Here is a 13,813-nt window from a genome sequence, read left to right as displayed (position 1 = left end):
CAGGTGGAACGGCTGCTCTTATAAAACGGGAGCCCTGCAGGCTTGTCAACGGTGGGAATGAAGTTGGCGAAACTGTTTACGGGCGTGAAACACCGCGCCTGCGCAGTCCGCCGGTGCGCGTGAATTCTGCATCCCTGCGGACGTCCCGGGCGCACCTGCGATCGTCCAGCGGCGGGACCCGGAAGGATCCCGCCGCTGGACGAATGCCGCGTACCGTTGGATTACTCGGTGTAACCGTCCGCAATCGCCATGACCTCATCGAGGATGCCCAGGCCGGTGCGGGCGTCCTCCTCGGTGATGTTCAGCGGCGGCACCACATGGATGCGGTTGAAGTTCGCGAACGGCAGGAGCCCGCGTTCCTTGCAGGCGGCAATGAGTTCGTTCATTGCGGGGCTGGAGCCGCCGTACGGTGCCAGCGGTTCACGGGTTTCGCGGTTCTTTACGAACTCGATGGCCCAGAACGCGCCCGTTCCGCGGACTTCGCCCACGGAAGCGTGCTTACGGGCGAGTTCCGCCAGGCCCGGCCCGAAGACCGTTTCGCCGAGGTTCGCAGCATTCTCCACCATGCCTTCGTCGCGCATCGCGTTGATGGTGGCTACCGCCGCTGCACAGGCGAGCGGGTGGCCGGAGTAGGTCAGGCCGCCGGGGTAGGGCGAGTTGGCGAAGGTGCCGGCGATCTCGTCGGAGATCGCGACGCCGCCCAGCGGGACGTAACCGGAGTTGACGCCCTTGGCGAAGGTGAGCAGATCCGGTCCCACGCCGTCGGCATGTTCAACCGCGAACCACTTGCCGGACCGTCCGAAGCCGGCCATGACCTCGTCGGCAATGAACACGATTCCGTACTTGCGGGTCAGTTCCCGGACGCCGGCGAGGTAGCCGGGCGGGGGAACCATGATGCCGGCGGTTCCCGGGGTGGACTCAAGGACCAGGGCGGCGAAGGCACCGGGACCTTCCAGGAGAATGAGCTGCTCCAGGTGCTCCAGTGCCCGCTGGACTTCCTCTTCCTGCGTGGCGGCGTGGAACTGGCTGCGGTACAGGAAGGGAATGTGGAAGTGGACGGTTCCGGACGTGCCGTAGTCGTTGGGGATTCGGCGCGGGTCGCCCGTGACGTTCACGGCCAGTGCCGTACCGCCATGGTAGGAGCGGTATGCGGAGAGAACCTTGTAGCGTCCGGTGTGCAGGCGGGCCATGCGGATGGCGTGCTCAATGGCGTCGGCGCCGCCGTTGGTGAAGAACACCGTGTCCAGGTTCCCCGGGGTCAGTTCGGAGACCAGGCGCGCTGCTTCGGACCGTGCGTCGTTGACGTACTGCGGAGCAATGGTGCAGAGCTTGCCTGCCTGCTCCTGGATGGCGGCCACCACCTTGGGGTGCTGGTGGCCAATGTTGGTGTTGACCAGCTGGGAGGAGAAGTCCAGTAGTTTCCGGCCTTCTCCGTCCCAGACGTAGGACCCCTCGGCCCGGGTGATGGTCATCGGGTTGATCTGCTTCTGGGCGGACCAGGAGTGGAACACGTGTTTGCGGTCCAGCTCGTAGGCGCGTCGTCCTGCGGCCAGTTCCTCTTCGGTAACTGCCGTCTCGGCGGTAGTGCTCATTCGCGAATCCTTCCGTGTGCCTAGGCGTTCTGGGGGAAGCCGAGGTTCAGGCCGCCGTGGCTCGGGTCGAGCCAGCGGGTGGTGACAACCTTGCCGCGGGTGAAGAAGTGCACGCCCTCGGTGCCATGTGCGTGGGAATCACCGAAGAGCGAGTTCTTCCAGCCGCCAAACGAGTAGTAGGCCATGGGAACCGGGATCGGCACGTTGATGCCGACCATACCCACCTGGACTTCGTTCTGGAAGCGGCGGGCGGCGCCGCCGTCGTTGGTGAAGATCGCGGTGCCGTTGCCGTACTGGTTGGCGTTGATCAGGGCGAGCGCCTCGTCGTAGCTTTCCGCGCGGACCACGGAGAGCACGGGGCCGAAGATCTCATCGGTGTAGATGGACATCTCGGGGGTGACGTGGTCGAACAGGGTCGGGCCGAGGAAGAAGCCTTCGCCCTCGGCATCGGCTTCCACCTTGCGTCCGTCCAGCACAACGGTGGCTCCGGCGGCTTCTCCCGCGTCGATGTAGCCTGCAACCTTGTCCCGGTGGGCGGAGGTGACCAGCGGGCCCATGTCGGTGCCGCGCAGGCCGTCGCCGATGCGCAGGGTACGGGTGCGCTCGGCGATCTTGGCAACGAGCTCGTCACCGACGGGTCCGACGGCGACGAGGGCGGAGATGGCCATGCAGCGCTCGCCGGCGGAACCGAAGCCGGCGTTGACGGCGGCGTCGGCTGCCAGGTCCAGGTCAGCATCCGGCAGGACGATCATGTGGTTCTTGGCGCCGCCGAGGGCCTGGACGCGCTTGCCGCTGGCAGTGCCCTCGCGGTAGACGTACTGGGCGATCGGGGTGGAGCCCACGAAGGAGACGGACTTGATGTCCGGGTGGTGCAGGAGTGTATCCACGGCAACCTTGTCGCCATGCACCACGTTGAAGACGCCTTCCGGCAGGCCGGCTTCCTTCCACAGTTCCGCGATCCAGTTGACCGCCGTCGGGTCCTTCTCGCTGGGCTTGACCACTACGGTGTTGCCGGTGGCGATGGCGACCGGGAAGAACCACATGGGAACCATGGCCGGGAAGTTGAACGGGCTGATGATGGCGGCGGGGCCAACCGGCTGGCGGATGGAGTGGACGTCAACCTTGGTGGAAGCGTTCTCGGTGAAGCCGCCCTTGAGCAGGTGGGGGATGCCGCAGGCGAATTCGACGACCTCCTGGCCGCGGCTGATTTCACCGAGCGCGTCATCGAGGACCTTGCCGTGTTCGGCGGTGATGATGGCGGCCAGCTCAGGCTTGCGGGCGTTGAGCAGCTCGCGGAAGTTGAAGAGGATCTGCACCCGGCGGGCCAGGGAGGTGTCGCGCCAGGCGGGGAAGGCGGCGGCAGCCGCTGCAACGGCTTCGTTGACGGTTTCCTCGCTGGCCAGGGCAACTTGGGAAGTGGTCTTGCCGGTGGCCGGGTTGGTTACGTCGGCGAGGCGGGTGTCTGCAGGTGCCGTGAAGGCGCCGTTGATCCAGTGCTGCGTGGTCTGCACGTTTGCTCCTTGAGGCGTAGAAAGTGGGGCTGGACACCATCTAAGCCGAGCTCTGCGGTGACGGACATTGCCAAGGTGTCAGGAAATAATCGGAAATCTTTACGCTTTGTCGGACACGGTGGGGGGTGGCGTGCCTAGACTCCCAGCATGAGCCTGCAGCTGAGTACGGTCCTGGACTTCGACGTCGTCCGGGCCGGGGAGCCGGAAGTTCTCGCCGGCCAGGACGCCCTGGACGTGCCGGTCCGCTGGGTGCATGTTGCCGAACTGCGGAGTCTTGCGGACCTCCTGGAGGGCGGGGAACTGGTGCTGACCACGGGCCTGGCCTTCGGGGAATCGGCGGACCAGGCCGCCGAGTACCTGACCGGGTTGCAGGCCGCGGGGGTTGCCGGCGTCGTCGTCGAGATTCCCGCGGACCGCCCGGAAGCTGCCGCGGCGCTGGCTTCCGGTGCCCGGCGGGTGCTGGCTGAAGGCCGGCAGGCCCTGCCGGTGATCCGCCTGCGCCGGACGGTGCGGTTCGTGGAGGTGACCGAGGTAGTGCACCGCAGGATCGTTGCCGGGCAGCTTGAGCAGGTTGAAAAGGCCCGGCAGGTTCATGAAGTCTTCACCATGCTGAGCCTTGAAAGCGCCGGAGTGCAGGAGATTGTGGACCGAACCGCGGAGCTGCTGGGGGCGCCGGTAGTGCTGGAGGACAGTTCGCACCTGGTGGTGGCGTTCGCCGCAGCCGGGCGGCCGGCCCAGGAACTCCTGCGGGACTGGCAGCGGCGCTCGCGGGCGGTCCATGCCTATCCGGAAACCAAGGTGGCCGGTGACGAGCACTGGCTGCAGACGCCCGTGGGGCTGGGCGGCTCGCAGTGGGGCAGGCTGGTCCTTCCCGGAGTCCCGGACGGACCGGCAGCTGCCTCCGAGGCGTCCATGGTCCTTGAGCGTGCGGGGCAGGCGCTGTCCATCAACCGCCTCGCCGAACGGGACCAGGCCGGGCTGGCCCAGCAGGCGCAGGCCGGACTCATCCACGAACTGCGCGGCACCCGGACCCAGGACGAGGAGGAGGCCCTCACCCGCGCTTCGGCACTGGGGCTGAAGCCTTCACCGGCCTACCTGCCGCTGGTGCTGCACCTCGACTCCGGATCCGGCAAGGATCCCATGTCGATGCAGCGCAAGGAACGCGCACTGCTGGAGATGCTGGAGGCCGTGCTGGCGGCCACACGGAACAGTGCGCTCGCCGCTGCCCTGCAGACCGGTCAGGTGGCGGTGCTGCTGGCGCTTCCGGCCCGGATGCTGGAAGACGGCCTGCTGGAGCGGATCTGCGGGGACCTCGCGGCGCGAACCTCCGCCGGCGCGGGTGAACTGCGCTGGACCGCCGGCGTGGGCAGGGCCAGGTCCCGGTTGTCCGACGCCGCTGCCGGCCTGGACGAGGCAGCGCACGTGGCGCAGACTGCAGGTACGCTCTCTGCCGGAGCCAACCGGTATTTCCGGTCAACCGACGTACGGCTCCGCGGACTCCTGGCACTGCTGCGGGAAGACCCAAGGGCTGTTTCCTTCGCCGAGGCGGAGCTGCGCGGGATCGATGCCCCGGACCTGGCGCTCCTGGAGCGCTTCCTTGAATGTGGGGGCAACAAGACGGCGCTGGCACGCAGCGGCTACCTCAGCCGCCCAACGCTATACGCCCGGCTGCAGAAGCTCGAGTCCAGGCTGGGGGTATCCCTCGACGACCCGGAGTCCCGGACCTCGCTGCACGTGGCGGTTTTGCTGCGCCAGCTGCAGTCGCTTTCACCCGCGGGCTGACGGACGGTAACAAACGCCCGCCTGGTCCGGGGAGCCGATCATGCCACGGTAGGTTCAACCCATGAACTCATCATCGCTTGACTACGGGCAGGCCGTTGTAGCCGTACAGATCGACAATGACCGGGTCCGGGTCACGGAATGGCGTTTCCCTCCCGGCACCCAGACCGGCTGGCACCGGCACGAGCTGGACTACGTGGTGGTTCCCACCGCGGCCGGGCACATGAGCTATGAGACGGCCGACGGCGGCCAGGCCACCCTGGACCTGGTGGTGGGGGAGTCCTACGCACGGGAAGCCGGCAGTGAGCACAACGTCATCAACAAGACGGACACCGAGTTCGCGTTCGTGGAGATCGAGCTCAAGACCACCCAGAACTCGTAGCCGTCCGGTCGGGCCTGCTGTGGTTTCGGGTGGCCCGGTTTCCCAGCCGTTGTTGCGGCTGTGACGGTTGGGACCTCAGGAGTGCACAGGTGTTACGGTGCTTGGGAATCCGCCGGCGCCCCTCCCGGCGACGGCCCGGCCCGGCGGCCCCTGCTGGCGACGGCCTGAGCGGCACGGTTTCCCAGCCGTCGTTGCCGCTGTGACGGCTGGGACCCGAGGAGTGCACAGGTGTCACGGTGCGTGGGAACGCCGGCGGCCAGCCCCGTCCGGCCCAAGCCCCGGCGGACCCCGCGCGGCGGACCTCTCGGCGGACATCCCCAGTCCGGGCGGCACAGTTTCCCCGCCGTTGTTGTGGCTGTGACGGATGGGACCCCAGGAGTGCACAGGTGTCACGGTGCGTGGGAATCCAGCCGGCGGCCCCCTGCCGGCCCAAGCCCCGGCGGACCCCGCGCGGCGGACCTCCCGGAGGACATCCCCCCGTCCGGGCGGCACGGTTTCCCAGCCGTCGTTGCGGCTGTGACGGTTGGGACCCCAGAAGCGCACAGGTGTCACAGCGCGTGGGAATCCCGCCGGCGGCCCGACCCGGCGGCCCCCTGCCGGCGACGCCCGGGCTGCACGGTTTCCCAGCCGTCGTTGCGGCTGTGACGGCTGGGACCCCAGAAGCGCACAGGTGTCACAGCGCGTGGGAATCCGGCCTGCGGACGCCTCCGGGCGACGCCCGGGCTGCACGGTTTCCCAGCCGTCGTTGCGGCTGTGACGGCTGGGACCCCAGAAGCGCACAGGTGTCACAGCGCGTGGGAACCCAGCCGACCTCAGCCCCGCCAGCCCAGCCCCGCCCGCCGGCCTCAGCCCGCCAGCCCAGCCCTAGCGCCCGCCCGGCTACCGCCCGGACACGAGGTTCGCGGCCTTGGCGATGGGCGACGTCGTGCTCCGGCCGTTGCGTTCGGCGCGGTCGGCGGCGTAGTACGCCGCATACATGGCCTTGACGGCAATCCAGCGCAGCGGCTCTGGTTCCCACCTCCGGACCTTCCGGTTCACCCAAGGCATCCGGGTGAGTTCGCTGCCGGGGTCCAGAATGAGGTCGCGCAGGGTACGGGCGGCAAGGTTGGTGGCGGTTACCCCGGTTCCCACGTAGCCGCCTGCCCAGCCCAGTCCGGTCTTCGGATCCAGGCCAACGGTGGCCTTCCAGTCCCGCGGAACCCCCAGGACGCCGGCCCAGGCATGCTCGATCCGCGCTTCCGCAGCCGCCGGGAACATGTCCTGCAGCAACGCCGTAAGGCTGGCGATCGTCTCCGGCTGCGTGGCGCCGTCGGTATCCGTGCGGGAGCCGAACCGGTACGGCACTCCGCGTCCGCCCAGCGCAATGCGTCCGTCGGCGGTGCGCTGCGCATACATATAGGCGTGGGCCATGTCCGCGACCGTCTCCCGGCCATGCCAGCCGATCTGCTGCCAGACGGATTCCGGGAGCGGTTCCGTGGCGATCATGGAGGAGTTCATGGGCAGCCATTCGCGGGAATGGCCGCGCAGGTTCGCGGTGAAGCCCTCGGTGGCGCGCAGGACGTACTTCGCGCTTACGGTGCCGCGGTCGGTTACGGCGCGGCCGGGCCGGATGTCAGTGACGGTAGTGCCCTCGTAAATGGGAACGCCAAGGCGCTCGACGGCGGCGGCCAGCCCGCGCACCAGCCGCGCCGGGTGGATGCGGGCACAGTGGGGGTGGTGGACGCTGCCCAGCGCACCGGCAACCTGGATTCGCTCGGCCGTTTCAGCGGCGTCGAGCAGGCGGGTTCCAGCCTCAGGCCAGGCAGCTTCGTCCTCGGCCCAGGCCAGCAGCCGGCCCAGCTGCGCCTCATTGCGGGCAACGTTGAGTTCTCCGCCCTTGGCCACTGCGGCGTCGATGCCCTCGGCACCGGCAACCGCAATGACCTCGTCCACGGTTTCGTTGAGCAGTTCCTGGAACCGTCCCACAACGGCGCGGCCGTGGGATTTCACGTACTGGCTGCGGCCCCCGGTGATCGAGTTGGTCAGCCAGCCGCCGTTGCGTCCGGAGGCGCCGAACCCGGCGAACCGGGATTCGAGCACTACAACGGACAGGTCCGGGCGGGCCTTCTTCAGGTAATAGGCAGTCCACAGCCCCGTATAACCGGCGCCGACGACGGCGACGTCCGCCTCGCGGTTTCCGTCCAGGCCGGGACGCTGATCCGGAAGGCCGGATTCCGCGTACCAGAAGGAGACGCTGCCGTTTACCGGGGCTGTGGAGATGCTCATCAGAGGTGGTTGAGTCCTTCCGTGAGAACGGACCGGAGGATCGACTCGATCTGGTCGAACTCGGGCTGGCCGATCGTCAGCGGCGGTGCGAGCTGGATGACGGGGTCGCCGCGGTCGTCGGCACGGCAGTACAGGCCGGCGTCGTACAGCGCGGTTGAAACGTAGCCGCGCAGCAGGCGTTCGGACTCGTCCGCGGAGAAGGTCTCCTTGGTGGCCTTGTCCTTCACCAGCTCGATTCCGTAGAAGTAACCCTCGCCGCGGACATCGCCCACGATCGGCAGGTCCTTCAGCTTCTCCAGCGTGGCGCGGAAGGCCGGGGCGTTGGTCTTCACCCGGTTGTTGAGGTCCTCGGCATCGAAAATGTCCAGGTTGGCCATGGCGACGGCGGCGGAGACAGGGTGCCCGCCGAAGGTGTAGCCGTGGTAGAACGTGGTGTCGCCCTTGGCGAACGGTTCGAACAGGCGGTCCGAGGCGATCATCGCGCCCAGGGGAGCGTAGCCGCTGGTGATGCCCTTGGCACAGGTGATGATGTCCGGAACGTAGTCGAAGTCGGTGGAGGCGAACATCGAACCGACCCGGCCAAAGGCGCAGATGGTTTCGTCCGAAACAAGCAGGACGTCGTACTGGTCGCAGATTTCACGCACCCGCTTGAAGTAGCCGGGAGGCGGCGGGAAGCAGCCGCCGGAGTTCTGCACCGGTTCGAGGAATACGGCCGCCACCGTGTCCGGACCTTCGAATTCGATCGCTTCGCCGATCCGGTCTGCGGCCCAGCGGCCGAAGGCCTCCGGATCCTCCAGCCCCTCAGGCGCACGGTACTGGTTGGTATTCGGTACGCGGAAGGCGCCGGGAACGAGCGGTTCGAAGGCGGACTTCATGTCCGGGATGCCGGTGATGGACAGGGCGCCCTGCGGTGTGCCGTGGTAGGCGACGGCACGGGAGATCACCTTGTGCTTGGTGGGCCTGCCGGTGAGCTTGAAGTACTGCTTCGCCAGCTTCCATGCCGACTCGACGGAGTCACCGCCGCCGGAAGTGAAGAACACCCGGTTCAGGTCGCCCGGCGCTCCGGCGGCGAGGCGCTCGGCCAGGTCGATGGCGGGCGGATGGGCGTAGGACCACAGCGGCATGAAGCTCAGTTCGCGCATCTGGCGGGCAGCGGCCTCGGCCAGTTCTTCGCGGCCGTGGCCAACCTGCACCGTGAAGAGCCCGGCCAGGCCGTCAATGAGTTCGTGGCCGCGGTCGTCGTAGATGTGGTGGCCCTGGCCGCGCGTAATAATCGGAACATTTCCACCGGCAACCGGTCCCGAGTGGCGGGCCATGTGCATCCACAGGTGGTCGCGTGCCGCCTGCTGGCGGTCCGTTCCGCGGGGTGTGGTTGAGGAAGGCTGGACAGTTGTTTCGGTCATCTGGTGCCCCAGTTGTAGGCCTGCTTGCGCAGGGAGAGGTACATAAAGGTTTCGGTGGACGAAACTCCGGGAATGCTGCGGAACCGGTTGACCAGGAGCATCAGGTCCTGGTCGTTTTCGCACACCACTTCGGCCAGCAGATCGAACGAGCCGGCCGTGACGACGCAATAGTCCACCTGGTCAATTGCCGAGATACGGTCGGCCACGGCCAGGACGTCGTCGTTGACCCGGATCCCCAGCATTGCCTGCCGGGGGAAGCCCAGCTGCAGGGGATCGGTTACGGCGACTATTTGGACGATTCCGCTGTCTGTCAGTTTCTGGACGCGCTGCCGGACAGCCGCTTCGGAGAGGCCAACGGCCTTTCCGATCGCAGCGTAGGAGCGGCGTCCGTCCTCCTGCAGCTGTTCGATGATCGCCTTGGAGATGTCGTCGACGGAGTGGTTTCCGGGCGCGGAATCCATGGTTAGCGCCACCTCCAGGTGCGGATTCGATTGCTGAGACTGCGTGAGTGGTAGCAATTGAATCTTTTATTTCATGCGAAATCAAGGCTTTTGAGAACCGAAAGCGTACTGACTTAGCTCATATTGATTTGGAAACCGTCGTGTAACAAAACTTTTACAACGAAAACCTTGTCGCGACGGAATTCGGTCTGGCACTATCAATCATCAACACCCGTCCGCAGTGCAGTAGTGCCAGCAAGGAGTTCCTATGTCGAAGCGCCCCGTGAACGATCCGATGCTACGGAGTATCGTCAACGCCCAGCTCTCCCGGCGGAAGCTGCTCATGGGAGCCGGAGGCCTTTCCCTGGCCGGCATGCTGGCAGCCTGCGGCACTGGCGGCGGCACCGGCGGCAGCGCTTCCTCCAAGCCCAGCCCCGCAACCGACGTGTCGGACACGGACAAGATCGTCAACTGGGCCAACTGGACCCTTTACCTGGACTACGACGACTCAACCCGCACCTACCCCTCACTGGAGGCGTTCTCCGAAGCCACCGGAATCACGGCAAATTACTCGGAGGATGTGGACGGCAACGACACGTACTTCGGCAAGGTCCAGGGCCAGCTTTCCTCCGGCCAGGACATTGGGCAGGACATCGTCACGCTGACCGACTGGATGGCGGCACGCCTGATCCGCCTGGGCTACACCCAGGAACTGGACCTGGCCAATATTCCCAATTCCAAGAACCTGCTCCAGTCCCTCCAGAATGTGGACTTCGACCCGGGGCGCAAGCACTCCCTCACCTGGCAGACCGGTTTCGCCGGAATCGCCTGGAACAAGGAAGCGTTCCCGCAGGGGCTCAAGACTGTTTCCGATCTCTGGCAGCCCGAACTCAAGGGACGCGTGGAAGTGCTGGACGAAATGCGGGACACCATGGGCCTGCTCATGCTGGATCAGGGTGTGGACATCACCGGCGAGTGGGGCGAGGACGAGTTCGAAAACGCCTTGGACATCCTGTCCAAGCAGATTGCCGACGGACAGATCCGCCAGGTCAAGGGCAACTCCTACAAGGAGGACCTCATCTCCGGCGACGCCCTGGCCGTCATCGGCTGGTCCGGCGACATCACCCAGCTGAACTTCGAGGAAGGGGACAAGTGGGAGTTTGCCATCCCGGACGCCGGCGGCACCCTCTGGTCCGACAACCTGCTGGTACCTATCGGCGCCACCCACAAGACCAACGCCGAGAAGCTCATGGACTACTACTACGACCCCGTGAATGCAGCCACGGTCGCCGCCTACGTGAACTACGTCTGCCCCGTTGAAGGGGCGCGGGAAGCGATGGAAGCCATCGATCCCGAACTCGTCGAGAACCCGCTGATCTTCCCGACCGATGAATTCCTCGCCAACACCCACGTGGTGCGGACCCTCACGCCGGACGAAGAGACCGACTTCAGCGACCGCTTCCAGACCGCGATCGGAAACTGATAGATGAGCACCACCGAACTTTCCCGGGAGCCCGGCGCAGCCACCGGGACGGGCGCAGACCTGGTCCTCTCCGGAATCACCAAGCGCTTCACCGAATTCACCGCCGTGGATAACCTGGACCTGGTTATTCCGTCCGGCTCCTTCTTCGCCCTGCTGGGACCTTCCGGCTGCGGCAAGACCACCACCCTGCGGATGATTGCCGGCCTGGAACAGCCCACGGCCGGAACCATTTCCATCGGCGGCAAGGACATCACCGGCACCAGCCCGTACCAGCGTCCGGTCAACACCGTGTTCCAGAACTACGCACTGTTCCCGCACATGAGCGTGCTGGACAACGTTGCCTTCGGGCTCAAGCGCCGCAAGATCCGCGACGCCGAAGCCCAGGCCAAGGCTGCGCTTGAACTGGTGGAACTGGCACATCTTGGCTCGCGCCGTCCGGCGCAGCTGTCCGGTGGGCAGCAGCAGCGCGTGGCCCTGGCCCGCGCCGTCGTCAACCGGCCCGCCGTGCTGCTCCTTGACGAGCCGCTCGGCGCGCTGGACATGAAACTTCGCCGCCAGATGCAGGTTGAGTTGAAGAAGATCCAGACCGAAGTCGGCCTGACCTTCGTCCACGTCACCCACGACCAGGAAGAGGCCATGACCATGGCGGACACCGTGGCCGTGATGAACCACGGCCAAGTTGAGCAGATGGGCCCGCCGCAGGAACTGTACGAACTTCCGCGAACAGCTTTTGTCGCGAACTTCCTGGGCAAGTCCAACCTCATGCCTGCCACGGTCACCGGGAACACGGGGGAGTACCTCCAGATCGACGTCGCCGGTAATTCCCTGACCCTGCTCAAGGAGCGGGCCACGGACCACGCCGGGAAGATCCTGGTGGGCATCCGCCCCGAGAAACTGCGGATGGAAGCAGACACCGCTGCCGCCGCACCCGGCTCGATCCGCGGAGTGGTGCTCGATGCCTCCTTTACGGGTGCCAGCACCGAGTACCTTGTCGACGCCGAGGGAATCGGCACCGTCGGTGTCTTCGCCCAGAACCATGGCGGGGCCCTGTTCAATGACGGGGACCGGGTGCGCCTGGCCTGGGACCCCGAACACGCCTTTGGCCTCAGCGGCAGCGAGGACCGGGAGGCCGGCGCCGGAGAGGACGGCCTCTAATGGCGCTCCTCACTGCAGGCAAGGCCGCCGGTACCGGGCCCAGTGCTGCGGAGGAGGAAGCCAGCAAGCGCCGCGGACGGATTGGCTACCTGCTGATCCTGCCCGGGTTCATCTTCCTGCTGCTCTTCTTTGCCATGCCGGTGCTCTCGCTGCTGGCGACCTCGCTGTACATCAAGCCTGAAGGCGCCGACGTCGGGCAGTTCGTTCCGGCCCTTGAGTTCAACAACTACGTGGTGGTGCTGCAGAACTACTGGCCTGCGGTGCTCCGTTCCTTCGGTTTCGCGCTGATCGCCACGGTTGCCGCGCTGGCCATCGGTTATCCCATGGCCTACCTGGTTGCGGTGCGGCTGCGGGACCGGAAGCTGCTCAAGGGCATCCTCTTGGTTCTGATCATCGCCCCGTTCTTTACCAGCTTCATCCTGCGTACCCAGGCCTGGAAGCAGATCCTGGCGGACGAGGGCCCGGTGGTCTCAGTGCTGCGGGCGGTGTCCCTGCTGCCGGAGGACGGCCGGCTTACTGCCACGGCCTTCGCCGTGATCTGCGGCCTGACGTACAACTTCCTGCCGTTCATGACACTGCCCATTTACGCCAACCTTGAACGTCTTGACACCCGGCTGATCGAGGCCGGCGGGGACCTGTACGCGAACGGTTTCACCACGTTCCGCAAGATCACGTTCCCGCTTTCGCTTCCGGGCGTCATGGCCGGGACCCTGCTGACGTTCATCCCCGCCACGGGCGACTACGTGAACGCGGCCCTGCTGGGCAACAACCAGAACACCACCATGATCGGCCAGGTCATCGACTCCCGGTTCTTCCGGGTGGTCGACTACCCGGGCGCTTCGGCGCTTTCCTTCCTGCTGATGCTGGCGATCCTGTTCCTGGTGATCCTGTACGTCCGGCGCTTCGGCACCAAAGAACTGATGTAAGGAACCAAACATGAAACAAAAACTAGGCCGCTGGCTCGTGCCTGTGTTCGGGGGACTGGCCTTCCTGTTCCTCCTGGTTCCGATCGTTTACGTTTTTGCCTTCTCCTTTAACGACGCCGGACGCACCAACCTTTCCTGGCGCGGCTTCACGCTGGACAACTGGAAGAACCCCTGCGGTGCGCCCGGGGTCTGCGAAGCGCTGGGCAACAGCCTGCAGGTGGGGCTGGCGGCAACGCTGATTTCGACGGCGCTGGGCACGGCGATCGCCGTCGGGCTTGTCCGCTACCGCTTCAAGTTCAATGCGACGGCGAACATGCTGATCTTCCTGCCGCTGGCCACTCCCGAGGTGGTGCTGGGAGCCTCGCTGCTGGCGCAGTTCCTGAACATCGGCGCTGAGCTCGGCATGGGTACCGTGATCATCGCCCACTCCATCTTCTGCATCTCCTTCGTGGTGGTAACAGTCAAGGCCCGCGTAGCGAGCCTCGACCCGAAGCTGGAGGAAGCCGCCGGGGATCTCTACGCCTCTCCGATCCAGGCGTTCTGGCGGGTTACGTTCCCGCTGCTGCTGCCGGGCATCGTGGCGGCCGCGCTGCTTGCCTTCGCTATGAGCTTCGATGACTTCATCATCACCAACTTCAACTCAGGAAACCTGGACACGTTCCCGAAGTTCATTTACGTGGCCGCGACCAGGGGCATCCCTGCGCAGGCTAACGTGATTGGCTCGGCTATGTTCATTATTTCGCTGCTCGTAGTGATCGGCGGACAGGTCCTGGCACACCGCCGGGCCAAGATGCTGGCGGCCCGCTAGCGTCCGGTACGTACGGAGCATCGAAAAGGCGCCGTGGACAGACCGCGGCGCCTTTTCGTTCGTGCCGGC

The 13,813-nt window shown here is 66.0% G+C and carries 11 protein-coding genes; 6 read left to right on the top strand and 5 right to left on the bottom strand.

Translation table 11 applies throughout. The features are described from left to right. Positions 1-221: 221 nt before the first annotated feature. Together GD628_RS11750 and GD628_RS11745 are read right to left on the bottom strand one after the other, a co-directional pair. Positions 222-1,592 carry an aspartate aminotransferase family protein gene (locus tag GD628_RS11750; protein ID WP_152274819.1) on the bottom strand — a complete coding sequence of 457 codons (1,371 nt, stop codon included), beginning with the start codon at positions 1,590-1,592 and terminating at the stop codon, positions 222-224. 20 nt (positions 1,593-1,612) lie between these two features. Then, positions 1,613-3,103 (bottom strand): CoA-acylating methylmalonate-semialdehyde dehydrogenase, encoded by a 1,491-nt coding sequence (locus GD628_RS11745; protein ID WP_152274818.1) that lies wholly within the window; start codon positions 3,101-3,103, stop codon positions 1,613-1,615. 147 nt (positions 3,104-3,250) lie between these two features. Between GD628_RS11745 and GD628_RS11740 the strand changes: the two genes are divergently transcribed. Both GD628_RS11740 and GD628_RS11735 read left to right on the top strand, forming a co-directional pair. Beyond that, positions 3,251-4,885, top strand: a complete 1,635-nt coding sequence (locus GD628_RS11740; protein ID WP_152274817.1) for a PucR family transcriptional regulator — start codon at positions 3,251-3,253, stop codon at positions 4,883-4,885. A gap of 61 nt (positions 4,886-4,946) precedes the next feature. Beyond that, the gene (locus tag GD628_RS11735; protein ID WP_152274816.1) at positions 4,947-5,264 is read left to right on the top strand and encodes a cupin domain-containing protein; all 318 of its coding nucleotides are present in this window, start codon (positions 4,947-4,949) and stop codon (positions 5,262-5,264) included. Between the two features lie 879 nt (positions 5,265-6,143). On the opposite strand, the gene GD628_RS11730 is transcribed toward GD628_RS11735, so the two are convergent. From GD628_RS11730 to GD628_RS11720, 3 genes are read right to left on the bottom strand one after another with little or no spacing between them, the layout of a single operon-like run. Continuing rightward, complete coding sequence (locus GD628_RS11730) at positions 6,144-7,529, bottom strand: NAD(P)/FAD-dependent oxidoreductase (RefSeq protein WP_152274815.1); 1,386 nt, start codon at positions 7,527-7,529, stop codon at positions 6,144-6,146. Beyond that, entirely contained in the window at positions 7,529-8,932 is a 1,404-nt protein-coding gene (locus GD628_RS11725; protein ID WP_091607095.1) for an aspartate aminotransferase family protein, read from the bottom strand. Before GD628_RS11725 ends, GD628_RS11730 begins: the two co-directional genes overlap by 1 nt. Beyond that, positions 8,929-9,393, bottom strand: coding sequence for an Lrp/AsnC family transcriptional regulator (locus GD628_RS11720; RefSeq protein ID WP_091607092.1), 465 nt, complete (start codon positions 9,391-9,393; stop codon positions 8,929-8,931). The genes GD628_RS11725 and GD628_RS11720 overlap by 4 nt, the downstream gene beginning before the upstream one ends. Positions 9,394-9,640: 247 nt before the next feature. Here GD628_RS11720 and GD628_RS11715 point away from each other — a divergent pair, with 247 nt between their 5' ends. Genes GD628_RS11715 through GD628_RS11700 form a run of 4 tightly spaced genes read left to right on the top strand, consistent with a single transcriptional unit; the run spans position 9,641 to position 13,744 of the window. Beyond that, positions 9,641-10,855, top strand: a complete 1,215-nt coding sequence (locus GD628_RS11715; protein WP_152274814.1) for an ABC transporter substrate-binding protein — start codon at positions 9,641-9,643, stop codon at positions 10,853-10,855. A 3-nt stretch (positions 10,856-10,858) separates the two neighbouring features. Continuing rightward, positions 10,859-12,010, top strand: a complete 1,152-nt coding sequence (locus tag GD628_RS11710) for an ABC transporter ATP-binding protein (RefSeq protein ID WP_091607087.1) — start codon at positions 10,859-10,861, stop codon at positions 12,008-12,010. Further along, the gene (locus GD628_RS11705; protein ID WP_091607084.1) at positions 12,010-12,936 is read left to right on the top strand and encodes an ABC transporter permease; all 927 of its coding nucleotides are present in this window, start codon (positions 12,010-12,012) and stop codon (positions 12,934-12,936) included. The genes GD628_RS11710 and GD628_RS11705 overlap by 1 nt, the downstream gene beginning before the upstream one ends. A gap of 10 nt (positions 12,937-12,946) precedes the next feature. Continuing rightward, entirely contained in the window at positions 12,947-13,744 is a 798-nt protein-coding gene (locus tag GD628_RS11700) for an ABC transporter permease (protein WP_091607081.1), read from the top strand. Positions 13,745-13,813: the final 69 nt, after the last annotated feature.

It is taken from the genome of Arthrobacter koreensis (assembly GCF_009193255.1).
Lineage (GTDB): Bacteria > Actinomycetota > Actinomycetes > Actinomycetales > Micrococcaceae > Arthrobacter_B > Arthrobacter_B koreensis.
This window is presented reverse-complemented; position numbering and strand designations above follow the sequence as displayed.

Bases quoted from the DNA above. Each gene is read 5' to 3' on its own strand.
- GD628_RS11740 (WP_152274817.1), top strand. From the start codon at position 3,251: ATGAGCCTGCAGCTGAGTACGGTCCTGGACTTCGACGTCGTCCGGGCC.
- GD628_RS11730 (WP_152274815.1), bottom strand. From the start codon at position 7,529: ATGAGCATCTCCACAGCCCCGGTAAACGGCAGCGTCTCCTTCTGGTAC.
- GD628_RS11710 (WP_091607087.1), top strand. From the start codon at position 10,859: ATGAGCACCACCGAACTTTCCCGGGAGCCCGGCGCAGCCACCGGGACG.
- GD628_RS11720 (WP_091607092.1), bottom strand. From the start codon at position 9,393: ATGGATTCCGCGCCCGGAAACCACTCCGTCGACGACATCTCCAAGGCG.
- GD628_RS11715 (WP_152274814.1), top strand. From the start codon at position 9,641: ATGTCGAAGCGCCCCGTGAACGATCCGATGCTACGGAGTATCGTCAAC.
- GD628_RS11700 (WP_091607081.1), top strand. From the start codon at position 12,947: ATGAAACAAAAACTAGGCCGCTGGCTCGTGCCTGTGTTCGGGGGACTG.
- GD628_RS11725 (WP_091607095.1), bottom strand. From the start codon at position 8,932: ATGACCGAAACAACTGTCCAGCCTTCCTCAACCACACCCCGCGGAACG.
- GD628_RS11735 (WP_152274816.1), top strand. From the start codon at position 4,947: ATGAACTCATCATCGCTTGACTACGGGCAGGCCGTTGTAGCCGTACAG.
- GD628_RS11705 (WP_091607084.1), top strand. From the start codon at position 12,010: ATGGCGCTCCTCACTGCAGGCAAGGCCGCCGGTACCGGGCCCAGTGCT.
- GD628_RS11750 (WP_152274819.1), bottom strand. From the start codon at position 1,592: ATGAGCACTACCGCCGAGACGGCAGTTACCGAAGAGGAACTGGCCGCA.